A 25,208-nucleotide genomic window follows, 5' to 3' on the forward strand; every position below is an offset into this window, starting at 1 on the left:
GAGGTGCTGCTGGCCGGGACGGGATGGTTCGGCGGTGGCGGTCGATCACGTACAAGAAAGGGTTTCGCATGCCTCAGGGGAAAGTGGCCGTTACGCCTGATGACGGGCTGACCACCCGGCAGCGGCGGCGGCAGGCGGTGTTCGCCGTGCACACCGGGGCGGGGAAGGGTAAGTCGACGGCCGCGTTCGGGATGGCGTTGCGGGCGTGGAGCGCGGGGTGGCCGATCGGCGTCTTCCAGTTCGTGAAGTCGCAGAAGTGGAAAGTCGGTGAGGAGACCGCGCTGAAGGCGTTGAACGGCGTCAACGGCACGCCGGTGACCTGGCACAAGATGGGCGAAGGCTGGTCCTGGATCCAGCGTCCGGGCACCGAGCGTGACCATGCCGCCGAGGCCGCCGAGGGGTGGGCGCAGATCAAGCGGGACCTGGCCGCGGAGTCGTTCAAGTTCTATGTGCTGGACGAGTTCACCTACCCGATGAAGTGGGGCTGGGTGGATGTCGCGGACGTCGTCGAGACGCTGGCGAACCGGCCGGGGACGCAGCATGTCGTGATCACCGGGCGGGATGCGCACCCGGACCTGGTCGCGGCGGCCGACCTGGTCACCGAGATGACGAAGGTCAAGCATCCGATGGACGCGGGTCGCAAGGGTCAGCAGGGCATCGAATGGTAGCCCGCGTGGTGATCGCCGCGCCGGCGTCCGGGCACGGCAAGACGACGGTGGCGACGGGTCTTCTCGCGGCGTTCGCGCGGCGCGGGCAGCGGGTGGCGCCGTTCAAGGTGGGCCCGGACTACATCGATCCCGGCTACCACGCGCTCGCTGCCGGGCGGCCGGGGCGCAACCTGGACCCGGTGATGGTCGGCGAGGAGCTGATCGGGCCGCTGTTCGCGCACGGGTCGGCGGGTGCCGACATCGCGATCGTCGAGGGCGTGATGGGCCTCTACGACGGGCGGACCGGCGCCGGCGAGACCGGGTCGACCGCGCAGGTCGCCGAGCTGTTGCAGGCGCCGGTGATCCTGGTGGTGGACGCTGCCGCGCAGGGCCGGTCGGTGGCCGCCCTGGTGCACGGTTTCCGCAGCTTCGGGACGGTGCGCCTGGCCGGGGTGATCCTCAACCGGGTGGGGTCGGAACGGCACGAGCAGATCCTGCGCGACGCCTGCGAGGAGGTGGGCACGCCGGTGCTTGGCGCACTGCGCCGTGCCGACGCGGTGGCCGCGCCCTCCCGCCACCTGGGGCTGGTGCCCGCGGCGGAACGGCGTGCGGAGGCGCTGGCCTCGGTGGACGCGCTCGCCACCCTAGTCGCGGGTGCGATCGACCTGGACGCGGTCGCCGCGGTGGCGCGCTCCGCGCCTCCGCTGACGGCGACGCCGTGGACGCCGGAGATCGCGGACCCGGTGCCGGGCCGTCCCCGGGTCGCGCTGGCCGGTGGTCCGGCTTTCTCCTTCGCGTACGCGGAAACGGCCGAACTGCTGGCCGGCGCGGGAGCCGACGTGGTGACCGTGGACCCGGTGCGCGACACGGCCCTGCCGGACGGGACCCGGGCGCTGGTGGTCGGCGGCGGATTCCCCGAGGTGTACGCCGCGGAACTCTCCGCCAACGCCGCGCTGCGTGCGGACGTGGCCCGGCTGGCCGCCGCCGGTGGGCCGATCGCGGCCGAGTGCGCCGGCCTGCTCTGGCTCTGCCGCACCCTGGACGACGCCCCGATGTGCGGGGTGATCGACGCCGACGCGGCGATGACACCGTCGCTGACCCTGGGGTACCGGGACGCGGTCGCCCTGGCGGACAGCCCGCTCGCGCCCGCCGGGACCCGGGTGACGGGCCACGAGTTCCACCGGACCACCGTGCACCCCCGGTCCGGGGTGCTGCTGTCGCCGGCCGGTGGGGCGGCCTGGGCGTGGCGTGGCGCCGACCCGGAAGGGTTCGCCACCCCGACGCTGCACGCGTCGTACCTGCACCTGCACTGGGCGGGGAACCCCGGCATGGCCCGCCGCCTGGTCGCGGCCGCCGCCCGGTGATCGTGGCCGGCCCGGTCGCGGGTGCAGCCGGTGATCGCTTCCGGCCAGGCCGCGGGTGTCGCCCGGTGATCGTTGTCGGTCTGGGTGCCCGGGCCGGTACGCCGGCCGATGTTCTCGCGGAGGCGGTCCGGGCGGCGCTGGCCGAGGCCGGGGTGGCACCCGGCGACGTGGCGGTGCTGGCCACCCTGGACCGGCGGGCGCAGGAGGCCGGCGTCCGGGACCTGGCCGGGGCCGCCGGCTGGCGGCTGCGCGGGTTCCCGGCCGCGGACCTGGCCGCCGTGGCCGTACCGTCACCGAGCGCCCGGGTGGCGGCGGCCGTCGGCACGGCCGGTGTCGCCGAGGCGGCGGCGCTGCTGGCGGCCGGCCCGGGTGGCGCGATGCTGCTGCCGAAACGACGGATCGGCCCGGTCACCGTGGCGATCGCGGGGTGACGTCCCGCCATCGCGGGGTGACGTCCCGCCATCGCGGGGTGACGTCCCGCCATCGCCGGGTGGCTTCCGGCGATCGCCGGGGTGGATTCTCTAGGGCGTCACCGGCCACTCGTGCACGGGGATGTTCTCGTGCATCAGCGGCAGGTACCGGCGCAGCATCTCGTGCAGGGCGTGCTGCCGGTCGTGTCCCTGTGCCTCCAGCCCGTGCAGCGTTTCCACCTGCCACGACGCGCCGTTGCGGTGGCGCAGGCAGCGCTGCTCGATGATGCCGAGCAGCCGGTCCCGCTGTGCGGGCGCGACTCCCCACATGTCGAGACCCTCGGCGGCCTGCGGCAGCAGCCGGCGCAGCACCAGCTCGGTGACCGGGAGCGTGCCGTGGCCCGGCCAGAACACGGTGGCGTCGATGCCGTGCCGGGCGCAGTTGTGGAAGTTCTCCTCGGCGGCGCGGAAACTCATCTGGGTCCAGAGCGGGCGGTCCGCCTCCGCGAGCCGGCGGGTCAGACCGTAGTAGAACGCCGCGTTGGCGATCGTGTCCGCCACCGTCGGCCCGGCCGGCAGCACCCGGTTCTCCACCCGCAGGTGTGGCCGCCCGTCGACGACCGCGTAGATCGGCCGGTTCCACCGGTACACGGTGCCGTTGTGCAGGCGCAGCTCGCTCAGCTCGGGGATCTCGCCACGTTCCAGGATGTCGGCCGGGTCGTCGATGTCGCAGATCGGCAGGAGCGCGGGGAAGTAGCGTACGTTCTCCTCGAACAGGTCGAAGACACTGGTGATCCAGCGTTCGCCGAACCAGACGCGTGGGCGTACCCCCTGGGCCTGGATCTCCTCCGACCGGGTGTCGGTGGCCTGCTCGAAGAGCGGGATCCGGGTCTCGCGCCACAGTTCCCGGCCGAGCAGCAGTGGCGAGTTCGCGCCGAGCGCCACCTGGACACCGGCGATGGCCTGCGCGGCGTTCCAGTACGCGGCGAACTGCGCCGGACTCACCTGCAGATGGAACTGGGTGCTGGTGCAGGCCGCCTCCGGCGCGATCGAGTCGGTGGTGACCGCCAGCCGGTCCACGCCGTCGATCCGGATGTCCAGGTCCTCACCGCGGGCCGCGAAGATCTGCTCGTTGAGCAGCTGGTACCGAGGGTTCGCGGTGAGCGCCTCGCCGGTGAGGTGCTCGCGCCGCAGCGTGGGCAGGATGCCGATCGTCACCATGTGCGCGCCGGCCGCCCGGGCCCGCCGCTCCGCCTGGTTGAGGCTGGCCCGCAGGCCCTTCTCCAGCTCGGCGAAGTCGTCGCCGCCCAGCCGCTGCGGCGGCAGATTGATCTCGATGTTGAACTGGCCCAGCTCGGTCTGGAAGTCCGGGTCGGCGATCGCGCCCAGCACCTCGGCGTTCCGCATCGCCGGGTCGGCCTTCCCGTCGATCAGGTTCAGCTCGATCTCCATGCCGGTCAGTGGCCGTTCGAACTCGAACCGTGCCTCGCGCAGCATCGTCGCGAAGACGTCGAGGCTCCGGCGGATCTTCTGCCGGTAACGGGTCCGGTCCTCCCGGCTGAACTCGGTCTGTTCGACCTTCTCACCCATCGCGCACCACCCTTCAGCCGACTACGGCGTCGGCCTCATGATGACGGCTGTCTATGGCAGTTCTCATCACGGCAGTGGTCCATTGTCGCCAGGTGGCCAACGTGTCGGGTGACGTTGACGGCGGGCTGGTGCGGATTCCGTCGAGCATGGACGCAGCGTTTACCCGCGCGGGGCGTGCTTTACCCGCGTTGGCCTCCCCGGTCGCCCTTGGCCCTGCCAGGTCACCGCAGCAGTGCGGCGAGCACCACGCCCGCGATGGTGAGACCGGCGGCGGCCTGCAGCAGCATGGCCGGGCCCAGGTGCGACCAGCGGGTCGGGATGCGCGGGGTCAGCGGCTGCATGGTGGTCAGGTTCACCACCTGCATCAGCTTGACCGGCAGCGTCGGATCGGCCTGCGGCTGGGTGCGCACCTGCACCAGGTCGCCCCGGTGCAGCGCCGACTGCGGCAGCTGCCCGTGCATCTCGATCTCGTAGGTCTGCCCCAGATCGTCGCGCAACCGGACCGGGGTCACCAGGAACTCCGGGCCCTTGCGCAAATCCTTGAGGGAACGCCGGGGCGGTCTCATCCGGAGCAGCGAGCCGATCAGCTGCGCGATGCCCGCGGTGAGGAAGACGGCGACGGCGAGGGCGCGCCCCACCCTCACCTCTCGGGTGTACGCGGCCTGAAAGCCGACAAAACGGCCGGTGATGATGGGGCTGACGTGCCGGAGGATTCGCTCGCGGTGCAGTTCGGTGTCGTCCATGGGGGGTCACCTCCTGGATGTACTTCGATGTTACGGAGAGAACGCGCTCAGGCACCGTGAGTGAATCGGGTCACTGGTCACCTCTGCATACCGTCCGTTCGCACCTGTTCGCTGCGATTCGCACCGATCTGCCGAAACCCGCCCTCCACGCACCCCCGCCGGGGTGAACTGGAGACGGGCCGCGTGCACCCCGCGCGACCCGCCGAGGGGGGCGGATGCAGTGGCGACGACGAACGCGTACGTGAAACCGGAGAGCGTGCTCGCGCGCACCGCACGCGAGATGGTCGAGGCACACACCGGCACACCCGGCGCCACCGCATGCCCCACCTGCGGCGAACGCCTGCCCTGCCGGATAGCCCAGTCCGCCGCCGAAGTCCTCGCCGCCGCCGGCCTGGCCGAAGCCTCCGGCCTGCTCGCGGCCGCCTCCCCGCAGCCAGCACCCGCGACGTCGTTCGCGCCCTCTGCCTTGCTTTCGCCTGCCGCCTCCGCCTCGGGCCCGTCCGCTCCTGCGGCCTCCGTCTCGGGCCTTCCCTCTCCTGCTGCCCCCGGCTCGGACCCGTCCTCTCCTGCTGCCTCCGTCTCGGGCCTCTCCTCGCCGGCCGTGCCGTCGTCCTTGCCGCCCTGGGTTGTTCCGGGCCTGACGGAACCGCCCCCGTGGCGTGCCCCGGACGCTGACGTCCCCGATCCCACGTGGCCGCCGCCGGAGAGCCCGTCCGGAACCGTGCCCCCGGTGCCCGACCCGGCCACTCCGCTATGGCTCCCGGGGCCGGGCGGCGGCCATTCCACGCTGCCCGCGCCCGCTCGCAGCCCGGGTGCCGCAGACACCCCGCTGCCCTGGCCACCAGAGCCCTCATCTGCCAGTTCCGACATTCCTCACATCGGGCGGCGCCGAGCGGAAGGGCGCGCGTCGCTGCCGCCGGCCGTCTCCTCGCCCGCCGGCCCGCCGTCCGCCGAGCTGCCGTCCGTCGGCCTGCCGTCCGCCGAGCTGCCGTCCGCCGACCCCGGCATCTCGTTCGGCCGCGTTCCTGGCGCTGGCCCTGGTCACGTGCCGTCGTCTCCGGGCCCGCTGTCGTCGTCCCCGGGCCCGATTCCGTCCGGGCCACACCCGGGAGCGCACTCCGGGCCGGGTGCAGACCTGGCTGGCGGCGGTGTTTTCCCCGCAGGGACGGTCGTCCCGTCCTCCGGTCCGGCCCCATCGTCCGGCCAGGTCGCGCCGGCTCCGGAAGCTGCCGCTTCGGCAGGCGTGCCGCTCCCGCCGGCACCCGGCTCGGGCACGGTGATTCCGCCGCTTCCGACTGCCGCCGCGCCCAGGCCCTCAAGTACCACCGCCAGCGCCGCCCCCGGCGCCGGCCTCGTGCCGAACGCAGGTGCCGCCCCGGGCGCCCTGCCTGCCCATGGTGCCGAAACGCCCGGTATGTCACATCCGGCAGCAGGTGCGCCGACCTTCGTGTCCTCACCGGATGCGTCGTCCGTCGCCCCTGCCGAACAGCCCTCTCCGTCCGGTCTGCCGGCTTCCATGCGGATTCCAGGCACGTCGTCCCCAGGCGTGTCGGCGCCTGGCATGTCAGTCCCGGGCGTGTCGGCTCCTGGCATGTCAGCTCCAGGCGTGTCGGCACCCGGCATGTCAGCCTCGAGCGTGTCGACCTCGGGCATGGCGTATCCAGGCCTGTCGATGCCGGGCATGCCGCCCTCGCCGGCAGGTATGTCGGCTTCCACGCCCGGCGCGCCTTCGCCGGCAGGTACGCCGGCTGCTGTTCCCGGCATGCCATCGTCGGCGGCGTCCCCACCCGGTATGCCGCCCGCGTCGGCAGGCTTGTCGGCCTCCGTCTTCGCGCCTGGGATCCCGGCTCCCGAGCCCTCTGGGCCGGCACCCGGTGGGGCGGCTCCCGCGCACGGTCTTTCGGCCTCCGCGTTCGGCCTTGCGGCGCCGGCCGCTACGCCGGGGGCGCCGGCCGCTACGCCGGGGGCGCCGGCCGCTACGCCGGGGCTGCCGGCCGCTAAGCCGGGGGCGCCGTCGTCTGGCGCCATCGCCCCAGCGCCGGAAATGCCGGATCCCGCGTCCGGTATGCCGGTTCCCGCGCCTGGCATGTCGGGGTTTGTGCCGGGTGTGGCGATTGCGGCGCCCGGGATGTCCGCGCCGGCGCCCGGCATGCCGCCTGCTGGGCCCGCGATGCAGCAGCCCGCCGCGCCCAGCCTGCCGGGCTATGCGCCGGGCGCTTTCGATGCCCCGGCGAACCCGCCGCTCGACGACCTGGACGCGTTGATGCGGCAGCCGCCTCTCTACAGTCAGCAGAACAGTCCGCTGGACGCGCCGCGGTTTCCGCGCTCGGCGCGTACCGCAACGTCGGCTCAGGGCGGCATCGGTCTTCCGGCCGAGCCGCGCGGGATGCCGGCTGCGGCCTACGGCGCCCCGGATGCACGCGCAGGCCAAGCCGAGCCGGCCGACTTCCTGCCGTCCGCCGCGATGCTCGCCCGCGCCGCCAGCCCGCAGCCCCTTGCGCCCAACGTTGCCGGCGCACCCGGCCTGGCCGCCGGTTCCGGCCTGGCCGGCGCAGTAGGCTTGCCGGGCGGATCTGGCCTGTCCGGCGCAGCGGGTCTGCCCGGCGGCTCCGGCCTTCCCGGGGGCACGAACGCTGCCGGTGCGGCAGGCCCCGCCGGAGGGACGTCGTCGCCCGCAAGCACCGGTATGCCGGGGGGAACGTCCCTGGCAGCAGGCGCCGGAGCGGCCGGGGTGGCGACTCCGGCGGCAACTGCCGGTCCGGACGGGGGGATGGCATCGGCTGGATCGGGTTTGCCTGCCGGGTCGGGCAAACGCCCGCCCCTGCAGGCGCCGGACATGGGGCAGCACCAGACCGCCGGTTCGGGTGCTGTGCCGCAGGCCACGCAGGGTTCCGGCCTCGGAAGCGCCGCTTCCGGCGCCACCGCACCGGGGATCGCCGCTCCCGGCATCGCCGCTTCGGGCCTGGCGGCTTCGGGTGCCGCCTTCCCGGGCGCGGCGGCGAATGCCACTCCCGGCGCCGCAGCCTCGTCGCCGGGCGCGGGCTTCGGTGCGAATGCCGCTCCCGGGGGAAACATCGCTCCCGGTAGCGGGAAAGCCGCTCCCGGTGCCGGGAACGTCACCCGGAACGCGGCACCGGGCGCTGCCAAGCCCGGCAAGCGCCCGCCCCTCCAGGCGCCTGACATGGGCCAGCACAACCCCGCAGGCCACCCCGCCCCGCAGGCGCCGGCCCAGCACACCGCAGTGCCGCAGGAATCCGCCGTGGCACGCCCGGCGCCGGGCGCAGGGGAGGGCTCCGGCACCGGCGCGCCCGAGGATCAGAGTGCCGCGCCCTCGGGCCTGATGGTCCATCCGGCGCCGGTCACCCGCCCGGAGCGGCCTGCCGCCGAGGTGCTGGAGGACCCGGCGAGTGCGCCGTCCGGTTTGCCGGGGCGCCGGAACCGAGATGGCTGACAACACGCCCGGCTGATCCTGTTTGGGGTCATGATGTGTTGGGCACTAGCGTGCCGATGGAGAGAGTCACATCCTGCTGCCCGCGATCCGGCTCTGGAAAGGCTTGATATGTCCTCGCGGAACCTGGTCGGTGGATCCGCCGACAACACGCTCGAGGACCTCGATGCGGCTGCGGCGTCCTACGCCGAGAAGCGCTCGGCGGCCGGTCATGCCGAGCTGGAGTCCCTGCGTGAGCAGCTGATCCGCTACTGCCTGCCGTTCGCCGGCCGGCTCGCCCGTCGCTACCGGGGCCGCGGTGAGTACCTGGAGGACCTGGAGCAGGTCGCCCGGCTCGGGCTGGTCAAGGCGATCGATCGGTACGATCCGGAGCGTGGCTCCTTCACGGCCTACGCGGTGATCACCATCTCGGGGGAGCTGAAGCGGCACTTCCGGGACCGCACCTGGGGCGTGCACGTTCCGCGCCGGGTGCAGGACCTGAGCCTCGAGGTGGGGCACGCCTCGATGGTGCTGACGAGCGCGCTCGCGCGTACGCCCACGACCGCCGAGCTCGCGGAGCGGCTCGGCGTGACCGAGGCCGCCGTGCTGGAGGCCGTCGAGTCGGCCGCGGGTTACGCCCCGGCCTCGTTGAACGCACCGGTGGCCGGCGAGGGCGCCGCCGAGTTCGGTGACCTGATCGGCGGCGTCGACGACGACCTGGAGTCGGTCACCGACAAGCTGACCGTCACGGACCTGCTGATGCGGCTGCCGTCCCGGGAGCGCCGGATGCTGGCGATGCGGTTCTACGGCAACCGCACCCAGGCGGAGATCGCCACCGAGCTCGGCATCTCGCAGATGCACGTGTCCCGGCTGCTGAGCCGGGCGCTGGCCTGGCTGCGGGAGGCGATGCTCAGTGACACGCCGCCACGCTGGGAGGGCGCGGACCGTCCGGTCACCCACGGCATGCAGGTGTCGGTGGACCGGGACGGGGCGTCCGTGGTGGTGCGGGTCCGCGGCGAGGTCGACCGGGACACCGCGGAGCGGCTGCGGATCGGGTTGCGGCACGCGATCGGTGCGGCCGGCGGCGGTTCGGTTGTCGTTGATGTGGCAGCCGTGCCGCTCGTGGATGCGGCAGGTGTCGCGGTGCTGGTGGACGCGGTGCACGCGGCGGGTGTGGCGGGCGTGGATCTGTGTGTGAGCAACGCCCAGCCGTACGTCGCTCGCATCCTGGCCGTTTCCGGCCTGGAGAATGTCCTGCGCCGCTGCTGAGCCGCGACCGGAAGGCGCTCGCTGCTGAACCCGCGACCGGAGAAGGCGCTCGCTGCTGAACCCGCGACCGGAGAAGGCGCTCGCTGCTGAAAGCCCTCAGAAGCGAGCGCTGAGCCGCCCCAAAGAGCACGCGAAAGCACGCGAAAGACGCGAAGCACGCGGAAGCCGCTGCTGGGAACGCGGCCGCTGAGTCACTGCTGCAGGGCTGCCCACACCACTTTGCCGCTCTCCGTGGGCAGCCACCCCCAGCTGTGCGCGACCGCATCGACCAGCAGCAGCCCGCGCCCGCTCGTGGCCTGCGGCTGGCCCGGCCGCTGCGGCGCCGGTGGGTCCGGGGAGCCGTCCCAGACGGCCAGGTGCAGAAACCGGGGCCGCAGCGAGACGCGCAGCGTCATCATGGTGTGTGCGTGGTCGACCACGTTGGCCACGAGTTCGGTGGCGATCAGGCTGGCGGGTGCGATCAGATCGGGCAGGTCCCAGCGCAGGCACGCCTCGGTGGCGACGTTGCGGGCGTGCCGGGTGGAGCCGCTGACCGGCAGCAGGTCCTCACTGATCATCGGCATGGTGAGCCGGTCGTCACCGAGGTGCTCGTGTGCCGAGACCAGGTCGTCGAAGAGGGGCAGCCGCTGGTACGCCCCGGTGATCAGCAGTTTCCGGGTGTCCGGGGTGGGCGCGCAGAGCAGCACCGGTGTTCCGGGCCAGCGAGCCGCCTGCCGCAGCACCACGGTGAAGACGGAGAGCGCCAGCGGCTGGTCGACCTCAAGGTCGGCGAGGTCGATGAGAAGGGCGTCAGGCTGCTCAGCGAGGCATTTGAGCAGTTTTTCACGCAACGAGACGACGTCGGCGAGCCGCAGCGTGCCGGTCGCAGACACGACCAGGGAGCTGCCGTCGGCTCGTACCTCGCACCGGACCGTCATGACCTCCGCCGCCTCATGTCGGGAATCCGCCGCTTACCCCACGATCGGGCGCGCAAAACGTCAGGCTGTCTCCATCACCACGATCGCGCCGTCACCGGCGGCCGGTGCGCCGTCGCGGTGGCGCAGCGGGGTGCAGGCCACCCGGACCTTGATCTGACGGCCGCGCCGGTTCACCGCGTCCAGTTCGGTCTCGGCGTAGGTGGCGTCGGTGCCGAGCGCGCCGCGCAGCATCGGCCGGATCAGCTCGATCGGCAGGCCGATGTCGAGGTTGAGGAAGTGCTGGCCGATCACCTCGGCGGCGCGCAGGCCCCACATGTCCTCGGCCTGCCGGTTCCACATCCGGATCCGCAGGTCGGGGTCGACCACGGCGACGCCGGCCTGGAGGCTGGTCAGGACGGTCTCGAGGAACGCGTTCGCCTCGTCCAGCTGCCCGGTGCTGATCCGCAGCTGGTCGTTGATGCTCTGCAGCTCGTCGTTGGTGGACTGGAGTTCCTCGTTCATGGTCTCCAGCTCCTCGTTCGTGGACTGGAGTTCCTCGTTGGTGGTCTCCAGCTCCTCGACCGTGGACTGCAGCTCCTCGTTCGTCGTCTCCAGCTCCTCGTTCGTCGACTGGAGCTCCTCGTACGCGGCTTCGAGCTGCTGGTTCGCCAGTTCGAGGTCGTCCTTGAGGCGCCGGGCCGCGGTGACGTCGTGGAAGATCAGGTTGACGCCGAGCAGGCTGCCGTCGGAGCCGCTGAGCGGGCTGATCTGCACCTCGATGTGGGCGACCTCACCACCGCGCTGGTACTCGACGTCGCTGACGCGCAGGGTTCGGCGTTCCAGCTGGGCCTGTTCGATGTAGCGGCGCAGCTCGACCGGCCGGTACGACACGTCGAGGTCCCGGAAGGGCCGGCCGATGTCGCGCGACGACACCCCGAACAGCCGTTCCAGTGCCCGGTTGGAGAGCGCCACCATGCCGTCGGAGGTGAGCGCGAGCTGGGCGAGCGGACTGGCCGCGAACACCTCGTTGCGAAGTTCGTCGAGGCCGGTGACGGCGTCCGGTGCCGGCAGCGGCGGGTCGGAGTAGATCACTCCGGGCGGCGAGTAGAGGCGCGGGACGCGCCGGAACACCCGCCGCTTCAGGTCGATCGGGGTGAACAGGCTGGAGTGGCTGAGCAGCATCTCGGCCTTGCCGAGGAAGAGCACCCCGGTCTCGGCCAGCGCGAAGTGCAGCCGGCCGAGGATCTTGGCCTGCGTCTCGGCGTTGAAGTACATCAGCGTGTTGCGGCAGGTCAGCAGGTCGATCCGGGAGATCGGGGCGTCCTGCACCAGGTCGTTGCGGCCGAAGATGACCGAGCGGCGCAGATCCTTGCGGAAGACGAACCGGCCGTTGACCGGCTCGAAGTACGTCTCCAGCAGGTCCGGCGGCAGGTGCTGGACCTCGCGCTCACCGTACGACGCCTGGCGCGCCTCGTTGAGCTGTTCCTCGTCGACGTCGGTCGCGTAGATCTTCACCCGTTTGCGGAACTCGTCCAGTCCGAGTTCCTCGGCGAGTGCCATGGCGAGGGTGTACGCCTCCTCGCCGGACGCGCACCCGGCCGACCAGACCCGGATCACCGAGTCGACGGGCTTGGCCGCGATCATCGGCCCGAGTACCTCGGAGCGCAGGTAGTCCCAGGCGTCGGTGTCCCGGAAGAATGCCGTGACGTTGATCAGGATGGTGTTGAAGAGCGCGGTGAACTCATCCGGGTGCACCTGGAGGTAGTCCAGGTACTCCTGGTAGTCACCGGCCTCCACCTGACTCATCCGCCGGTTCACCCGGCGCATCAGGCTTGAGCGCTTGTAACCGGTGAAGTCGAAGCCGCGGGATTCCTTCAGGTAGACCAGCAATGCCTCGAAATTCGCGTCGGTTCCGTGCACGAGTGGGAACGCTACCGCACGTCACCCGATGACGGACGTGCCGGAGGGCCGGGTGTCGGCGGACGAGGCGGTAGAGCCGAGCCGGGAGATCAGCTCGTGGATCGCCTCTCCGGCGACCTCGGCGTCCTCGGCCATCGACAGGAACTTACGGCCGTGGTCGCCGGTGCGGCGGGTCTCGGCCATCCGCCGGCTGAGCGCCGCCTTCTCCCGCAGGGTCCGCAGGGCCAGCCAGAGCGCGCCCTCCAAGGCGGAGGCCTGCTCGTCCAGCAGGCTCTCCGGCGACCAGGCGTGCCCGACGCGGCAGCGGAACCGGGGGATCGGATGCTCCTCCAGCAGGAAGAGACTGCCGCCGCAGTCGGGGCAGCCGTATCCGGCGGGTGGGGCCAGCCGGTCCGAGGTGATCGGCAGGGAATCGGCGACCGCGACCTCGGCGTCGAGCAGCAGGTCGGGCCGGGGCAACGGTTCGGGTGGCAGCTCCATGGCGGTGATCCCCGCGAGCAGGCCGCCGATCTTCGCGGCGGGAAGGACATGGTCGGGTGGCAGCCGGTCGCAGGCGGCCCGGGGCATCCAGGGTGTGATGGCGTCGTCCGGGTCCTGCACCACTGTCACGCCGCCACGGCCGGCGATGGTGGCCAAGCCGGCGGCGCCGTCGTCGCGAGAACCGGAGAGGACCACGCCGATCGCCCGGCGCCCCACGGACCGGGCCACCGACCGGAACAGCGGGTCGACGGCGGGGCGATGCCCGTTCTCGGCCGGGCCGCGGCTCAGGCGCAGGTGCCCGTCGAGCAGCAGCAGGTGATGGTCGCCGGGCGCGACATAGATGTGCCCGCCGCGGATCGGCTCACCGTCGACGGCTGTCGAGGCGGGCAGTGGCCCGCTGCGGCCGAGGATCCCGGGCAGGGCGCTCGGTGCGTCGCGGGGCACGTGCAGGACGACGAGGATCGCGCCGGGGTAGTCCGCTGGCAGGCCTGCCACCAGGGCTCGCAACGCTTCGACGCCACCGGCGGAGGCCCCGACGGCAACCACGTCGCGATATTCGGTGTTCACCTGTTCACCTGCTTAACGGGCGGCTCCCGTGGTGAGCTGCGTCCACACCACCTTACCGTCGGAAACCGGCAACACGCCCCACGCGTCCGTCAGGTCCCGGACCAGGCGCAGCCCGCGCCCACCGGCGTCGGTGACCGCCGGGTCCAGGGGACGTGGCATGCGCAGGCTGCCGTCGCGGACGGCCATGGTGAGCCGCCCGTCGCGCAGGCCGAACGTGAACTGCATGGTGGTGTGCGCGTGCCGGACCACGTTGGCGACCAGTTCGGTGGCGACCAGGCTGGCGGTCGCGGTGAGGTCCGCCCGCTGCCACGCGCCGCAGGCCTGGGTGACCAGGTGGCGGACCTGGCGGCAGGCCTCCGGCACCGGGCGCAGCCGGACCCGGATCCCGGGTGACGGTGTCTGGGCGTCGGCCTCGGCGAGCGCGCGGGAGCAGTCGGCCGCCATCCGCAGACCGGCGCAGTCCGGCGCGGCGGCCAGGGCGTCGCGGGTCGGCTGGTCCGCGCCGCACACCACGATCGGCACCGCCGGGAACTCCGCTGTCTGGCAGACGACGGAGCCGAGAGTGGTGAGGGCCTGCGGCTCGGCGACCCGCAGTCGCCCGACGTCGAGCAGCAATGTGGAGGGCAGCAGCGACAGGCTGCGGCGCACGGCGGCGCCCAGGGCGTCGCCGGTCATCCGGTCCAGGGTGCCGCTGACCGTGAGCACGGCCACCGGCAGATCCCGCTCCGGCCGGCAGACCAGCTGGCTGGGCATGCGGTACGCCTCCCTCCGCGCGTCGGTCGAGGAGGGAGGTGCCCGCCGTCCCGGCCCGGCAAACGTCAGTCCCGGTTCCGGATCTTCTCGTAGAGCGACACGTAGGCCTCGGCCATCACCGCCGGGGTGAACCGCCGCTCGGCCTCGGCCCGGCAGGCCTGCGGGTCGATCGTGACGGCCTTGCCGACGAGCTCCCCGAGCGCTTCCTCCGAGTCGGTGAGCAGGCCGCTGTGCCCGTCCTCGATCAGTTCCGGCAGGCAGCCGCGGGCGATCCCGACGACCGGCGTGCCCAGGGCCAGGGACTCCACCACCGCGGTGCCGCCCGGCTCCTCCCAGCGCAGCGGGAACAGCGCCGACCGGGCGCCGGCGAGCAGCAGGTCGCGGTCGCGGCCGGTCACCGTGCCGACCCAGCGCACCCGCACGCCGTCGACGTGCGGTGCGACCTGTTCGCGCCAGAAGCGCACGTCGGGGTTGAGCGCCGCGGCCGGGTCACTCTCCGCGGCGGCGAGCTCCGCGGCGTTGCGGTACGGCCCGACCGGTCCCGCCAGCACCAGGTCGAACCCGTGCCGGTGGGCGAGCCGGGCGGCCAGGTCCTGGCCCTTACCCGGGTTGATCCGGCCCAGCACGATCGCGTACGAGCCCTTGGAGACCTCGACCGGCGCCTCGGCGGCCAGCGGCGTGGACAGGTGCACGTGCCCGATCGAGTGGTCGCGCAGGGCCTGCGGTGCCCGGGCCAGCTGGGACGAGGAGACGCCGTTGACGTGCACCCGGCCGCCGCCGTCGAAGGTGGAGTAGAGCTCGGGGTGCTTGTGCAGGTCCCAGTGCAGGGTCTGCAGCCCGGGCGGGGCGTCGGCGCCCAGCGACGCCAGGGTGACGAGGCCGGCCGCCTCGACGTGGTCGTGGATCAGGTCGATGTCGTCGCGTTCGCGCAGCGCCCGCACCACCGCGTGCTGGTGCGCCTGCACCACGCCGACGGCCTGGTTGTACGGCTTCTGGATCGCCCCGAACTGGCCCCGGTCGAAGACCGAGACCCGCCCGTCGGCCTCGATGGTGCTCTCGCCGACGGTGGCCAGCACCACCTCGACGCCGAGCCGGCGCAGTTCGGGGACGAGCGCGGCGACGATGTTCTCGATGCCCCCGTACCCGGCCGGCGGTACCGGCAGCCACGGGCCGGCGTTCATCAGGACCTTCACGCGGCCACCACCCGGTCCAGCGCGGCCGGGTCGAGCGAGACGAGCGGCGGGCGTTCGGTGACCGCGGTGTCGGTGACCGCGATCTGCCGGTCCAGGTTGGGCAGCGCGTCGTCGCCGCCCCGCCGGAACTGGGTGAGCAGTGTGGACGGCGGGGTCGGCTCGACGACCAGGCCGCGCCGGTGCATCCGGGACCAGGCCGTCACCATGATCTGCGACGCCATCCGGCCGAGGGCCTCGGTGCCCTGGTGGCGGTGCTTGCGCTCGCCGAGGTCCACCTGGGCGAGCGCGTCCAGGCCGACGAGGTCGATCAGGTCGATCAGCATGCCGACCTCGACGCCGTATCCGGAGACGAACGGGATCCGCTCCAGGGTGCTGCGGCGGCCCGCGTACTCACCGGCGAGCGGCTGCACGAAGCCGGCCAGCTCGGGGAAGAAGAGGTTGAGCAGCGGCCGGGCGGCCAGTTCGGTGACGCGGCCGCCACCGTCGGTCTCCACGTTCACCGCGCCGATCAGCGGCCGGTGGTAGAAGCCCTTGACGAACTCCACCGTCGGGTCGGTCAGCAGCGGGCCGAGCAGCCCGGTGACGAAGTGGGCGGAGAACTCGTGCAGGTCGCCGTCGACGAACGCGACGACGTCGCCGGTGCTGGCGGCCAGGCCCACCCAGAGCGCGTCGCCCTTGCCCTCCATCCGGGGCAGCCCGCGGGTCAGCCGGTCCTGGCTGACGACCCGGGCGCCGGCCCGGCGGGCGACCTCCGCGGTGTCGTCGGTGGACCGCGAGTCGACGACCACGATCTCGTCCACCAGCGGGATCTGTTCGACCAGCTCACGGCGGATCGTGTCCACGATCGCGCCGATCGTGGCCTGCTCGTTACGGGCTGGGATGACCACACTCACCCCGGTCCGGCCCTTGGCCGCGGCCAGTTGTTCGGGCGTCCACTGCGTCGCTCGTCCCGTCCGGTACGTCGTCCACGCCTCGACGATCGGTGAGGCGGTCTCGTGCGAATGCCACATCAGCGTTCCCCCAAGTTCGCGATCTTCCGGCTGGCGCACCTTTCCCACAACGCGGCTTTATCAATCTTTCCGGATGGTTACAGATCGAATGCGAGCTCGTGCGCTCCCGTGTGGAGAGTTTGGGATCCGGGCCGTGGGATACAGATCGGTCCGCAACTGACGGCGGACAACGGCGGGGAGCACTTGACGATGACACGAATCGGTCTGATCGGCGCGGGCGGCGTGGCGGCACGGCATGCCCGGGTCCTGTCGGATCTGCCGGATGTGCAGGTCAGCGGAGTAACAGATGTGGTGGCAGAGGCCGCCGGGAAGCTCGCCGGGCAGCACGGGGCGCAGGTGTACGCGACCGTGGCGGACCTGATCGACTCCGGACCCGACGCCGTCTACGTCTGCGTGCCGCCGTTCGCGCACGGGGAGGCGGAGCGGGCGGTGATCGCGGCCGGGCTGCCGATGTTTGTGGAAAAGCCCATATCAATCAATCGGAGCGTCGCCTATGAAATCGCCGACCTCGTGGCCCAGCGTGACCTGACTACTGCTGTTGGTCACCATTGGCGATACCTGCCGATCGTCGAGCGGGCCCGCGAGATCCTCGACGGCCGCCCGATCCGGCTGATCTCCGGCGCCTGGCTGGACAAGGTGCCGCCGGTCGGCTGGTGGCCCCGGCTGGACCGGTCCGGCGGCCCGGTCGTCGAGCAGGCCGCACACGTGCTCGACCTGGCCCGGCACCTCGGCGGCGAGGTGGACGAGGTGTTCGCCTACGGCAACGGGACACCCCCGGACGCCCCCGGCGCCGACATCGACGGCGCCACCACCGCGGTGCTGCGGTTCGCCGGCGGCGCGGTCGGCACCCTGGCCGCCACCTGCGTGCTCGGCTGGAAGCAGCGGGCCGGACTGGAGATCTACGCCGACGGCCTGGCCCTGGCGCTGACCGAGACCGAGCTGGCGATCCGGACCGGCGACGACACCGAGGTGATCACCTGCGACCCGGTCAGCGCGCACGTCGCGGTCGACCGGGCGTTCGTCGCGGCGGTGCGGGGCGAGCAGGACGACATCCGGGTGCCGTACGCGGAAGCCGTCCGTACCCATGAGGTCGCTCTCGCCGTGGCCGACTCGGCAGCCGCCGGCCGCCCGGTCAGCCTGCGTCGTGCGGAGGCCGCGCGTGCCTGAGAAGGATCGCAACCTGATCGTCGCCGGGCCGGGCCGCCTGGAGATCGCCGAGGTGGACGCCGAGCCGGTGCCCGAGGGCGGCTTCCGGGCCCGCACGCTGTTCAGCGGCATCTCAGCGGGCACCGAGCTGACCTTCCTGAAGGGCACCAACCCGGCCCTGCACGCCGGTTTCGACGCGGCGCTCGGGCTGTTCGGCGCCCCGCCGGAGCAGGCCTACCCGGTGAACCGGCTGGGCTACATGGAGGTGGCGCGGATCGAGCAGAGCCGCACCCCGGCGTTCCCGGACGGCACCGTGGTCGCGATGACCTACGGCCACCGCACGGGCTGGACCGGGCACCCGCTGCGCGAGCGGGTGGTGGTCCTGCCGGACGACCTGGACCCGGTGCTCGGCGTCTACGCCGCGCACATGGGCCCGATCTGCGCCAACGGCCTGCTGCACGCGGCCGCCGACCGGTTCGGCCCGGCGGTGCGCTCGCTCGCCGACGGTGTGCTCGGCGCCCGGGTCGCGGTCGTCGGCGCCGGCGTGGTCGGCCTGCTCACCGCCCTGTTCGCCCGGATGTACGGCGCCGCCTCGGTGGTGGTGCTCGACCCGACACCGCAGCGCCGCGCGGTGGCCGCCGCCCTCGGCCTGGAGACGCTGGACAGCGGCCCGGACGCCGACGACCCGGCGGTCACGCTGAAGACCCGGTGGCGGCACGCCGACGGCGACCGCGGCGCCGACGTGGTCTTCCAGTGCCGGGGCCAGGCCGCCGCGCTGCACCTGGGGCTGCGCCTGCTCCGGCCGCAGGGCACGGTGATCGACCTGGCCTTCTACCCGGGCGGCGCGGACGAGGTCCGGCTCGGCGAGGAGTTCCACCACAACGGCCTGGGGGTACGCTGCGCCCAGATCGGCCGGGTGCCGCGCGGGCTCGCGCACTCCTGGGACCGGGAACGGCTCTCCGCGGCGACCCTGGACCTGCTGCGCGCCGACGGCGAGGCGATCCGCAAGCACCTGGTGACGGCGGTAGTGCCGTTCGACGAGGGCCCCGCGGTCCTCGACGACCTGGCCGCACGCCGGCGACAGGAGTTGCAGGTGGTGCTCTCCTTCTGACGGCCTGCCGGAGGTCCGGCGCCTGAGAAGGGCGGAAATGAAGTACCGTTGCGCGCCATGGGTGTGTCGCAGCGGTTCAAGAACCGTTTCCGTAAGTTTCTGCAGCGTCCGGGCACGACAGTGGACCTCGGGCCACTGTCGCGCCGGCTCGCTGCGATCGAGGCGCGCGAGGACGCTCTGAAGGAGCTGGACGACGCGGCGCTGACCGAGGCGGCGCGCGAGGCGAGCGACTACGCCGAACTCTGCGCGATCGGCCGGGAGGCCGCCCGCCGCGCGATCGGCCAGCGGCCGTACGACGTCCAGCTCCTCGGCACCATGGCCCTGCTCGACGGCGGCGTCGCCGAGATGGCCACCGGTGAGGGCAAGACGCTCACCGCGACCCTCGCGGCGTACGGGCACACCCGCCTCGGGAACGGCCCGGTGCACGTGCTCACCGTCAACGACTATCTCGCCAAGCGCGACGCCACCTGGATGGAGCCGATCTACACGCTCCTCGGCCTGACCGTGGGCTGGGTGACCGAGTCGATGACGCCGGAGGAGCGCCGCGAGGCCTACCTGTCCGACGTCACCTACGTCTCGGTGAGCGAGGCCGGCTTCGACTACCTGCGCGACCAGCTGGTCACCGACGTGGCCGACCGGGTGCAGCGGGACCTGGCGACGGCCATCGTCGACGAGGCCGACTCGATCCTGATCGACGAGGCCCGGGTGCCCATGGTGCTGGCCGGCAGCACCGCCACCGAGAGCAACCCGGTGCACGAGTCCGCCGCCCTGGTCCGCGGCCTGCGCAAGGGCAAGCACTACGAGGTGGCCGAGGACGGCCGCAGCGTCGCCTTCACCGACGACGGCCTCAAGCACCTGGAGGAGGAGCTCGGCGGCATCGACCTCTACGCCGACGAGCAGGTCGCCCACCTCTCCGCCCTGAACGTGGCGCTGCACGCGCACGCCCTGCTGCGCCGCGACGTCGACTACATCGTCCGCAACGGCACCGTAGAGCTGATCGACGAGATGCGCGGCCGGGTCGCCCAGCGGCGCCGCTGGCCGGACGGCCTGCAGGCGGCCGTGGAGGCCAAGGAGGGTCTGTCCGCGACCGCCGAGGGCGAGGTGCTGGACACCATCACCGTGCAGGCGTTCATCGCGCTCTACAAGACCGTCTGCGGCATGACGGCGACCGCCGTGCACGTCGGCGAGCAGCTCCGGGAGTACTTCAAGCTCGAAGTGGCGGTCATCCCGCCGAACACGCCGAACATCCGTGAGGACGACCCGGACCGGATCTACTCGGCGCACGACATGCGCGACGAGGCCCTGGTCGAGGAGATCAAGCTGGCCCACGAGAAGGGCCGGCCGGTGCTGATCGGCACCCTGGACGTGAAGGCCTCCGAGCGGCTGGCGCAGCAGCTCGCCGACGCCGGTGTGCCGTCCAGCGTGCTGAACGCGAAGAACGACGCCGAGGAGGCCGCGATCATCGCGGAGGCGGGCGCGCTCGGCGCGGTCACCGTCTCCACCCAGATGGCCGGCCGCGGCGTCGACATCCGGCTCGGCGGCAGCGACGAGGCCGACCGCGACCGGGTGGTCGAGCTCGGCGGCCTCTACGTGATCGGTTCCGGCCGGCACGACAGCCGCCGGGTCGACGACCAGCTCCGTGGCCGGGCCGGCCGGCAGGGCGACCCGGGCGCCTCGGTCTTCTTCGTCAGCCTCGAGGACGAGCTGGTCACCCGGCACGCCGGTGACATCCTGCCGGCCTCGCCGCGGATGGACATGGACGGCGTGGTGCACGACCCGCAGGTGGACTACGCGGTCGAGCACGCCCAGCGGGTCGCCGAGGGCGTCAACTACGAGATCCACCGCAACACCTGGCGGTACAGCCAGGTGATCGAGCAGCAGCGCCTGCTGCTGGCCGAGCGCCGGGAGCGGCTGCTCACCTCCGAGGTCGCCGCGATCATGCTGCTGGAGAAGTCGGCGGAGAAGGCCAAGGAGACCGACGAGGACGTGCTCTCCGACTCGGCCCGGGCGATCGCGCTCTACCACCTGGACCGGCTCTGGGCGGAGCACCTGGCCTACCTCTCCGAGGTCCGCGAGGGCGTGCACCTGCGGGCTCTGGGCAAGCTGGACCCGCTCGACGAGTTCCACCGGTCAGCGGTGCCGGCGTTCCAGGAGTTGCTCACCCAGGTCGAGGCGCGGACCATCGAGACCTTCGAGGAGGTCGACCTCAGCGACGGCTGGCAGCCCGACCGCGCCGAGATCGTCCGGCCCAGCGCGACATGGACCTACCTGGTCCACGACAACCCGTTCGGTTCCGAGCTGGACCGGCTGATCGCGGCCGTCGGCCGCCGCCTCACGTCGGGCGGCTGACCTCCGACAGCAGCGCGGCCATCTCCGGCAGGTCGAAGAAGGCCGCCGTCTCGACCGCTGAGGGCCGTCCGGCGTGGGGATCCGCGCCGGCGGCCAGCAGCGACTCCACCGTGTCCCGGTTCTGCCGGAAGACGGCCGCGGCGAGCGCCGTCTGCCCCCGGTCGTTGAACCGGTCCGGGTCGGCGCCGAGCCGCAGCAGCTCCGTCACCGTGCCCGGGTGGTTGTGGTACGCCGCCAGGATCAGCAGGGTGTCGCCCTTGTCGTTGGTCAGGTTCGCCGGCAGGCCCGCCGCGACCTGTGCTGTCAGTTCCGGATCCCCGCTTCGTGCCAGGTCGAACATGCGATGCGCGAACGCCAGGGTCTCTTCGTCAAGCTCAGCCACGTGGTGTGCGTACCCGTGCATGCCGTTCGGCAATCTTTAATGAGGCTGACAGAAAGCGTTCGCAAAATGCGTTTCTGTGACGAAGAACAATGTGGAACAGCTTTCCCACACTGTGGTTGGCGACTTGACCCGCGTACAGGCGGCCCGGAAATATCGTCCCCGCTTTACGCACAGTGATCACTCGTATTCGCTTGCCGCAGCAAATTCTGGGGGATGAATAAATGCCGGGCAGCGCATTGTCGCCGCGTGCCGATCGCCGTTCCGCCGGGCCGGGCCGGGGGTCCGGCCGCCGCCCCGCCGAACCGGCGCTGACCGTGACGTTGGCCATTCCGCTCACCGGCGACACCGTCTCGCCGCAGGCGCACCGGCTGCTCAGCGCGGTCCGTGAGCTGGTCGAGCTGAGCCGGGGCACGGTGACCGTGGAGGCGGCCGCGCCCGAACCGGCCGAGACACCCGCGGTGGCGGGGCCCGAGGTGCGGCTGCTCACCGGTTCCCGGCAGGCCCTGCTCGACGGGGTGGCGCTGCCGCTCACCAGGCTCGAGTTCGACCTGTTGCTCTACCTCGCCGAGCGCCCGCGCCGGGTGTTCTCCCGGGCCCAGCTGCTCGCGGCGGTCTGGGGCTACGAGCGGGCCGGTGAGCGCACGGTGGACGTGCACGTGCGGCGCCTGCGGCTCAAGCTCGGCGCCGGCATCCCGGCGATCACCACGGTCTACGGGGTGGGCTACCGCCTGGCCGACGACGCCCGCGTGACGATCATGCCGCACGACTGACGGAGGCGCACGCCGTTCGCCCATCCCGCCCACCGGCGCCGCCGCGCCCTTCACGCGGCCTACCACGCCGTTCACGCGGCCATGCGGCCTACCACGCCGTTCACGCGGCCGTGCGGCCTGCCCGCGCCCTTCACGCGGCCTCGTGCGGCCGGGCGCCGTGCGCCCGTCCCGCCGCGCGGCGGATCATTGGCGGATGCGTGTCGTCCCCGTCTCTTTCGAAGTGCTTGTGGAGGATCTCGCCGATCGCCTGACAAGTCGGGAATCCGACAGTCGGATCCGGGTGGCCGTGGATGGCCCGCCGGCGGCCGACCCCGGGCGTCTCGCCGACGCCCTCGTCGGCCCGCTGCGGGTCCGCGGCCGGCCCGCCGTGCGCGTCGACACCGCGGACTTCCTGCGCCCCGCGTCGCTGCGCCTGGAGTTCGGGCGGACCAATCCGGACTCGTTCTACGCCGGCTGGTTCGACGAGGCCGGGTTGACCAGGGAAGTGCTGGTCCCGGCCGGTCCGGGCGGATCCGGCCGGGTGGTGACCCGGCTCTGGGACGCCGGCCGTGACCGCGCTGCCCGGGAGCCCTATCAGGAGCTGCCCCCGGGTGCGATCGTGCTGGTCAGCGGCCCGCTGCTGCTCGGTTCGGGCCTGCCGTTCGACTTCTCCGTCCACCTTGCGGTCTCGCCGGCCGCGTTGCGCCGCCGCACCGCGCCCGGCGAGGCGTGGACCTTGCCGGCGTTCGACAGGTACGCCGGCGAGGTCTCCCCGGAGTCCTTCGCCGACGTCGTGGTGCGTCTCGACGACCCGCGGCGCCCGGCCGTCGTCACCGCGCGGTGAGTCTCGGCACAAGACCCGCTTGCCGAGTCCGTGGCGGATTCAACCACTGACAGTTATGCTCCGGTTACTTTTTCGCGGGGGTCCCGTTTGGGATCTTCGGCGGTGGGTATCTGGCGGCTCCAACCGAGCCGTGGACGGGGCGAGGTTGCCCCGGCGGATGCCACACCGGCTGGGGCTGAGGGAAGGCAGGGGGACTGCATGCTCGTCAACGGAGCGATTGTTGCTGGTAAGGGTGCGGGCACGGTCAAGTCGCGTTCGACCGAAGAGATCGAGCAGATCCGCGTGATCCTGCGCAGCCGGTTCGACGAACTCAATGCGGAGTACGAAGAAGCCGTCGCGCAGAACCAACGACTGCGTCTGGTCGAGATCGGCGACGCCGCCGGTGACGACCAGGCGGACAGTGGGTCCAAGACGGCGGAGCGGGACGCGGCGACCTCGCTGATCCGTACCCTGCTGGACCGGCGGACCCAGGCCGAGCACGCGATGCAGCGGCTCGACGACGGCACGTACGGCAACTGTGAGGGCTGCTCGAACCCGATCCCGGTGGAGCGGCTCGAGGTCTTCCCGTCGGCGACGTCGTGTGTGAACTGCAAGTCGGTGCGCGAGCGCCGGGCGAGCTGAGATTCGCCTCCCGTGGGCCCGTGCGACGCGCGGGCCCACGGGGTAGGTAAGTGGCATGGGAGTCATCCGGGTCGGCACCGCCTCGTGGACCGACAAGACCTTGCTGGCGTCGGGGTGGTACCCGCCGGACGCGGACACCGCCGAGGGCCGGCTCGCGTACTACGCGAAGAACTTCCCGGTGGTCGAGGTGGACTCGACGTACTACGGCCCGCCGAACGAGAACACCACGAGGCTGTGGGCGGACCGGACGCCGGACGGCTTCACCTTCAACATCAAGGCGTTCAGTCTGCTGACCGGCCATCCGACGAAGGTGTCGGCGCTCTACAAGGATCTGCGGCCGGACACGGAGAAGAAGAACGTCTACCCGCACGACCTGCCGCCGCAGGCGTACGAGGAGGTCTGGACCCGGTTCCTGACCGCCCTGGACCCGCTCGCTGCCGCCGGCAAGCTGGGGGCGCTGCTCTTCCAGTTCCCGCCGTGGTTCGGCATCAAGCGGTCCAACAAGGAGTTCCTGCTCGAGGTGGCGGCCCGTTGCAAGCCGTTGCGGCCGGTCTTCGAGTTCCGCAACGCGAGCTGGTTCGACGGCGGCAACGCGGCGGAGACGCTGGGTTTCCTGCGCGAGCACCGGCTGGCGTTCGTCAGTGTCGACATGCCGCAGGGCCACCGGTCGTCGGTGCCGCCGGTGCTGGCCGCCACCGCGGATCTGGCCGTGGTGCGATTCCACGGCCACAGCGACAAGTGGACCAGCAAGGACATTTACGAGAAGTTCGGTTATCGCTATTCCGACGCCGAGCTAGCCGAATGGGCCCCGAAACTGCGCGCGCTGGCCGCTGAGACAGATGTCACTCATGTTCTTCTGAACAACTGCTGCGCCGATTACGCGCAGCGCAATGCGACGACTCTCATCAATCTTCTCGGTGACGCTGCCGTACCGCCGGGACCCGGCTGACCTCCCGGCCGGCGCGGGCGGCCTGCCGGGCGAGCACGCCCGCGTCGACCACCGCGGCGCCACCGGGGTCGTTGTTGAAGAAGACGAAGCCCTCCTGGGGTACGGGTAACCGCCCGAGCCACGACCGCAACGCCTGCCGCCCGTACCGCGGCCAGGGTTTCGCGCCGCCCTCGTGCAGACGCAGGTAGACCCAGCCGGCCGTCTGCCACAGCGGCGTGACCGGCCGGCCGCGCCGGTCCGCCCAGCACAGCGCCGCGTCGTGACTGCCGAGCAGGTCCCGGCACTCCCCGGTGAACCAGGTCGGGTGCCGCGGCTCCACCGCCACCCGGACACCGGGCGGGAACTGCCGCAGCGTCTCGTCCAGCGCGTCCAGGTCGGCCTTGAGGGTGGGCGGGAGTTGGAGCAGCACCGGTCCGAGCTTGTCGCCGAGCGCCTCCGCCCGGCCGAGGAACCGGGCGACGGGTTCGGCCGGCTCGCGCAGGCGTTTCACGTGGGTGAGGTACCGGCTCATCTTCACCGCGAACCGGAAGCCGCCCGGGGTGCGGTCCCGCCACTGGGCGAAGGTGTCCCGCTCCGGCAGCCGGTAGAACGCGTTGTTGACCTCGACGACGTCGAACCGGGCAGCGTAGTGCTCCAGCCACAGCCGCTGCGGCAGGCCGGCCGGGTAGAGGTGGCCGGTCTCGTCGCCGCCGGCCGCCGGCCGCCAGTCCCGGTACTGCCAGCCCGAGGTTCCGATCCAGAGCATGCCGCCCGGATACCCGGCGTCCCGGCCGATTAGACGTGATCAT

22 protein-coding genes are annotated in these 25,208 nt (G+C 72.2%); 12 read left to right on the plus strand and 10 right to left on the minus strand.

All coding sequences use genetic code 11. The features are described from left to right. Positions 1-68 precede the first annotated feature (68 nt). The 3 genes from cobO (at position 69) to LPA41_RS29225 (ending at position 2,442) form a co-directional block, all read left to right on the plus strand. Positions 69-668, plus strand: a complete 600-nt coding sequence (gene cobO / locus LPA41_RS29215) for a cob(I)yrinic acid a,c-diamide adenosyltransferase (protein WP_229074116.1) — start codon at positions 69-71, stop codon at positions 666-668. Beyond that, positions 662-2,011: a cobyrinate a,c-diamide synthase gene (locus LPA41_RS29220; protein WP_229074117.1), complete on the plus strand. Its 1,350-nt coding sequence runs from the start codon at positions 662-664 to the stop codon at positions 2,009-2,011. The genes cobO and LPA41_RS29220 overlap by 7 nt, the downstream gene beginning before the upstream one ends. A 65-nt stretch (positions 2,012-2,076) precedes the next feature. Then, positions 2,077-2,442, plus strand: coding sequence for a cobalamin biosynthesis protein (locus LPA41_RS29225; RefSeq protein ID WP_229074118.1), 366 nt, complete (start codon positions 2,077-2,079; stop codon positions 2,440-2,442). Between the two features lie 90 nt (positions 2,443-2,532). On the opposite strand, the gene LPA41_RS29230 is transcribed toward LPA41_RS29225, so the two are convergent. Next, positions 2,533-4,011 carry a glutamate--cysteine ligase gene (locus LPA41_RS29230; protein ID WP_229074119.1) on the minus strand — a complete coding sequence of 493 codons (1,479 nt, stop codon included), beginning with the start codon at positions 4,009-4,011 and terminating at the stop codon, positions 2,533-2,535. A 221-nt stretch (positions 4,012-4,232) separates the two neighbouring features. Beyond that, positions 4,233-4,754: a hypothetical protein gene (locus tag LPA41_RS29235; RefSeq protein WP_229074120.1), complete on the minus strand. Its 522-nt coding sequence runs from the start codon at positions 4,752-4,754 to the stop codon at positions 4,233-4,235. Between the two features lie 2,170 nt (positions 4,755-6,924). On the opposite strand from LPA41_RS29235, the gene LPA41_RS29240 reads away from it, so the two are divergent. Both LPA41_RS29240 and LPA41_RS29245 read left to right on the plus strand, forming a co-directional pair. Then, positions 6,925-8,205, plus strand: coding sequence for a hypothetical protein (locus LPA41_RS29240; protein ID WP_229074121.1), 1,281 nt, complete (start codon positions 6,925-6,927; stop codon positions 8,203-8,205). Positions 8,206-8,313: 108 nt separating this feature from the next. Further along, positions 8,314-9,450: a SigB/SigF/SigG family RNA polymerase sigma factor gene (locus LPA41_RS29245; protein WP_229074122.1), complete on the plus strand. Its 1,137-nt coding sequence runs from the start codon at positions 8,314-8,316 to the stop codon at positions 9,448-9,450. Between the two features lie 191 nt (positions 9,451-9,641). On the opposite strand, the gene LPA41_RS29250 is transcribed toward LPA41_RS29245, so the two are convergent. The 6 genes from LPA41_RS29250 to LPA41_RS29275 all read right to left on the minus strand — a co-directional run bounded on the left by LPA41_RS29250 (position 9,642) and on the right by LPA41_RS29275 (position 16,269). Then, positions 9,642-10,367 (minus strand): ATP-binding protein, encoded by a 726-nt coding sequence (locus tag LPA41_RS29250; protein ID WP_229074123.1) that lies wholly within the window; start codon positions 10,365-10,367, stop codon positions 9,642-9,644. A gap of 60 nt (positions 10,368-10,427) precedes the next feature. Beyond that, a complete protein-coding gene (locus LPA41_RS29255; protein ID WP_229074124.1) occupies positions 10,428-12,266 on the minus strand; it encodes a CheR family methyltransferase in 1,839 nt (612 codons plus the stop codon). A 21-nt stretch (positions 12,267-12,287) separates the two neighbouring features. Beyond that, positions 12,288-13,313, minus strand: a complete 1,026-nt coding sequence (locus LPA41_RS29260; RefSeq protein WP_229074125.1) for a chemotaxis protein CheB — start codon at positions 13,311-13,313, stop codon at positions 12,288-12,290. A 12-nt stretch (positions 13,314-13,325) separates the two neighbouring features. Continuing rightward, positions 13,326-14,066, minus strand: coding sequence for an ATP-binding protein (locus LPA41_RS29265; RefSeq protein ID WP_229074126.1), 741 nt, complete (start codon positions 14,064-14,066; stop codon positions 13,326-13,328). 65 nt (positions 14,067-14,131) lie between these two features. Beyond that, on the minus strand, positions 14,132-15,247 hold the full coding sequence (locus LPA41_RS29270; RefSeq protein ID WP_229074146.1) for a glycosyltransferase: 1,116 nt from the start codon (positions 15,245-15,247) through the stop codon (positions 14,132-14,134). 8 nt (positions 15,248-15,255) lie between these two features. After that, positions 15,256-16,269 carry a glucosyl-3-phosphoglycerate synthase gene (locus tag LPA41_RS29275; RefSeq protein WP_229074127.1) on the minus strand — a complete coding sequence of 338 codons (1,014 nt, stop codon included), beginning with the start codon at positions 16,267-16,269 and terminating at the stop codon, positions 15,256-15,258. 189 nt (positions 16,270-16,458) lie between these two features. Between LPA41_RS29275 and LPA41_RS29280 the strand changes: the two genes are divergently transcribed. The 3 genes from LPA41_RS29280 to secA2 are packed head-to-tail and all read left to right on the plus strand — an operon-like array spanning position 16,459 to position 20,875. Further along, positions 16,459-17,436 (plus strand): Gfo/Idh/MocA family protein, encoded by a 978-nt coding sequence (locus LPA41_RS29280; protein WP_306469693.1) that lies wholly within the window; start codon positions 16,459-16,461, stop codon positions 17,434-17,436. After that, positions 17,429-18,526: a zinc-binding alcohol dehydrogenase gene (locus LPA41_RS29285; RefSeq protein WP_229074129.1), complete on the plus strand. Its 1,098-nt coding sequence runs from the start codon at positions 17,429-17,431 to the stop codon at positions 18,524-18,526. The genes LPA41_RS29280 and LPA41_RS29285 overlap by 8 nt, the downstream gene beginning before the upstream one ends. 57 nt (positions 18,527-18,583) lie before the next feature. Continuing rightward, the gene (secA2, locus tag LPA41_RS29290) at positions 18,584-20,875 is read left to right on the plus strand and encodes an accessory Sec system translocase SecA2 (protein ID WP_229074130.1); all 2,292 of its coding nucleotides are present in this window, start codon (positions 18,584-18,586) and stop codon (positions 20,873-20,875) included. Here secA2 and LPA41_RS29295 read toward each other — a convergent pair. After that, positions 20,859-21,257 carry an ankyrin repeat domain-containing protein gene (locus LPA41_RS29295; RefSeq protein ID WP_229074131.1) on the minus strand — a complete coding sequence of 133 codons (399 nt, stop codon included), beginning with the start codon at positions 21,255-21,257 and terminating at the stop codon, positions 20,859-20,861. The two genes, secA2 and LPA41_RS29295, sit on opposite strands and share 17 nt — an antisense overlap. 314 nt (positions 21,258-21,571) lie before the next feature. On the opposite strand from LPA41_RS29295, the gene LPA41_RS29300 reads away from it, so the two are divergent. The 4 genes from LPA41_RS29300 (at position 21,572) to LPA41_RS29315 (ending at position 24,420) form a co-directional block, all read left to right on the plus strand. Next, positions 21,572-22,027, plus strand: a complete 456-nt coding sequence (locus LPA41_RS29300; protein ID WP_229074147.1) for a winged helix-turn-helix domain-containing protein — start codon at positions 21,572-21,574, stop codon at positions 22,025-22,027. A 193-nt stretch (positions 22,028-22,220) separates the two neighbouring features. After that, positions 22,221-22,850, plus strand: coding sequence for a uridine kinase (locus LPA41_RS29305; protein ID WP_229074132.1), 630 nt, complete (start codon positions 22,221-22,223; stop codon positions 22,848-22,850). A gap of 198 nt (positions 22,851-23,048) precedes the next feature. Then, a complete protein-coding gene (locus LPA41_RS29310) occupies positions 23,049-23,471 on the plus strand; it encodes a TraR/DksA C4-type zinc finger protein (RefSeq protein ID WP_229074133.1) in 423 nt (140 codons plus the stop codon). 55 nt (positions 23,472-23,526) lie between these two features. Further along, entirely contained in the window at positions 23,527-24,420 is an 894-nt protein-coding gene (locus LPA41_RS29315; RefSeq protein WP_229074134.1) for a DUF72 domain-containing protein, read from the plus strand. On the opposite strand, the gene LPA41_RS29320 is transcribed toward LPA41_RS29315, so the two are convergent. Next, positions 24,377-25,165 carry a DUF72 domain-containing protein gene (locus tag LPA41_RS29320; protein WP_229074135.1) on the minus strand — a complete coding sequence of 263 codons (789 nt, stop codon included), beginning with the start codon at positions 25,163-25,165 and terminating at the stop codon, positions 24,377-24,379. The genes LPA41_RS29315 and LPA41_RS29320 overlap by 44 nt on opposite strands. Positions 25,166-25,208 lie beyond the last annotated feature (43 nt).

Source organism: Actinoplanes sp. DH11, assembly GCF_020873875.1.
In the GTDB taxonomy this organism is placed as follows: Bacteria; Actinomycetota; Actinomycetes; order Mycobacteriales; family Micromonosporaceae; genus Actinoplanes.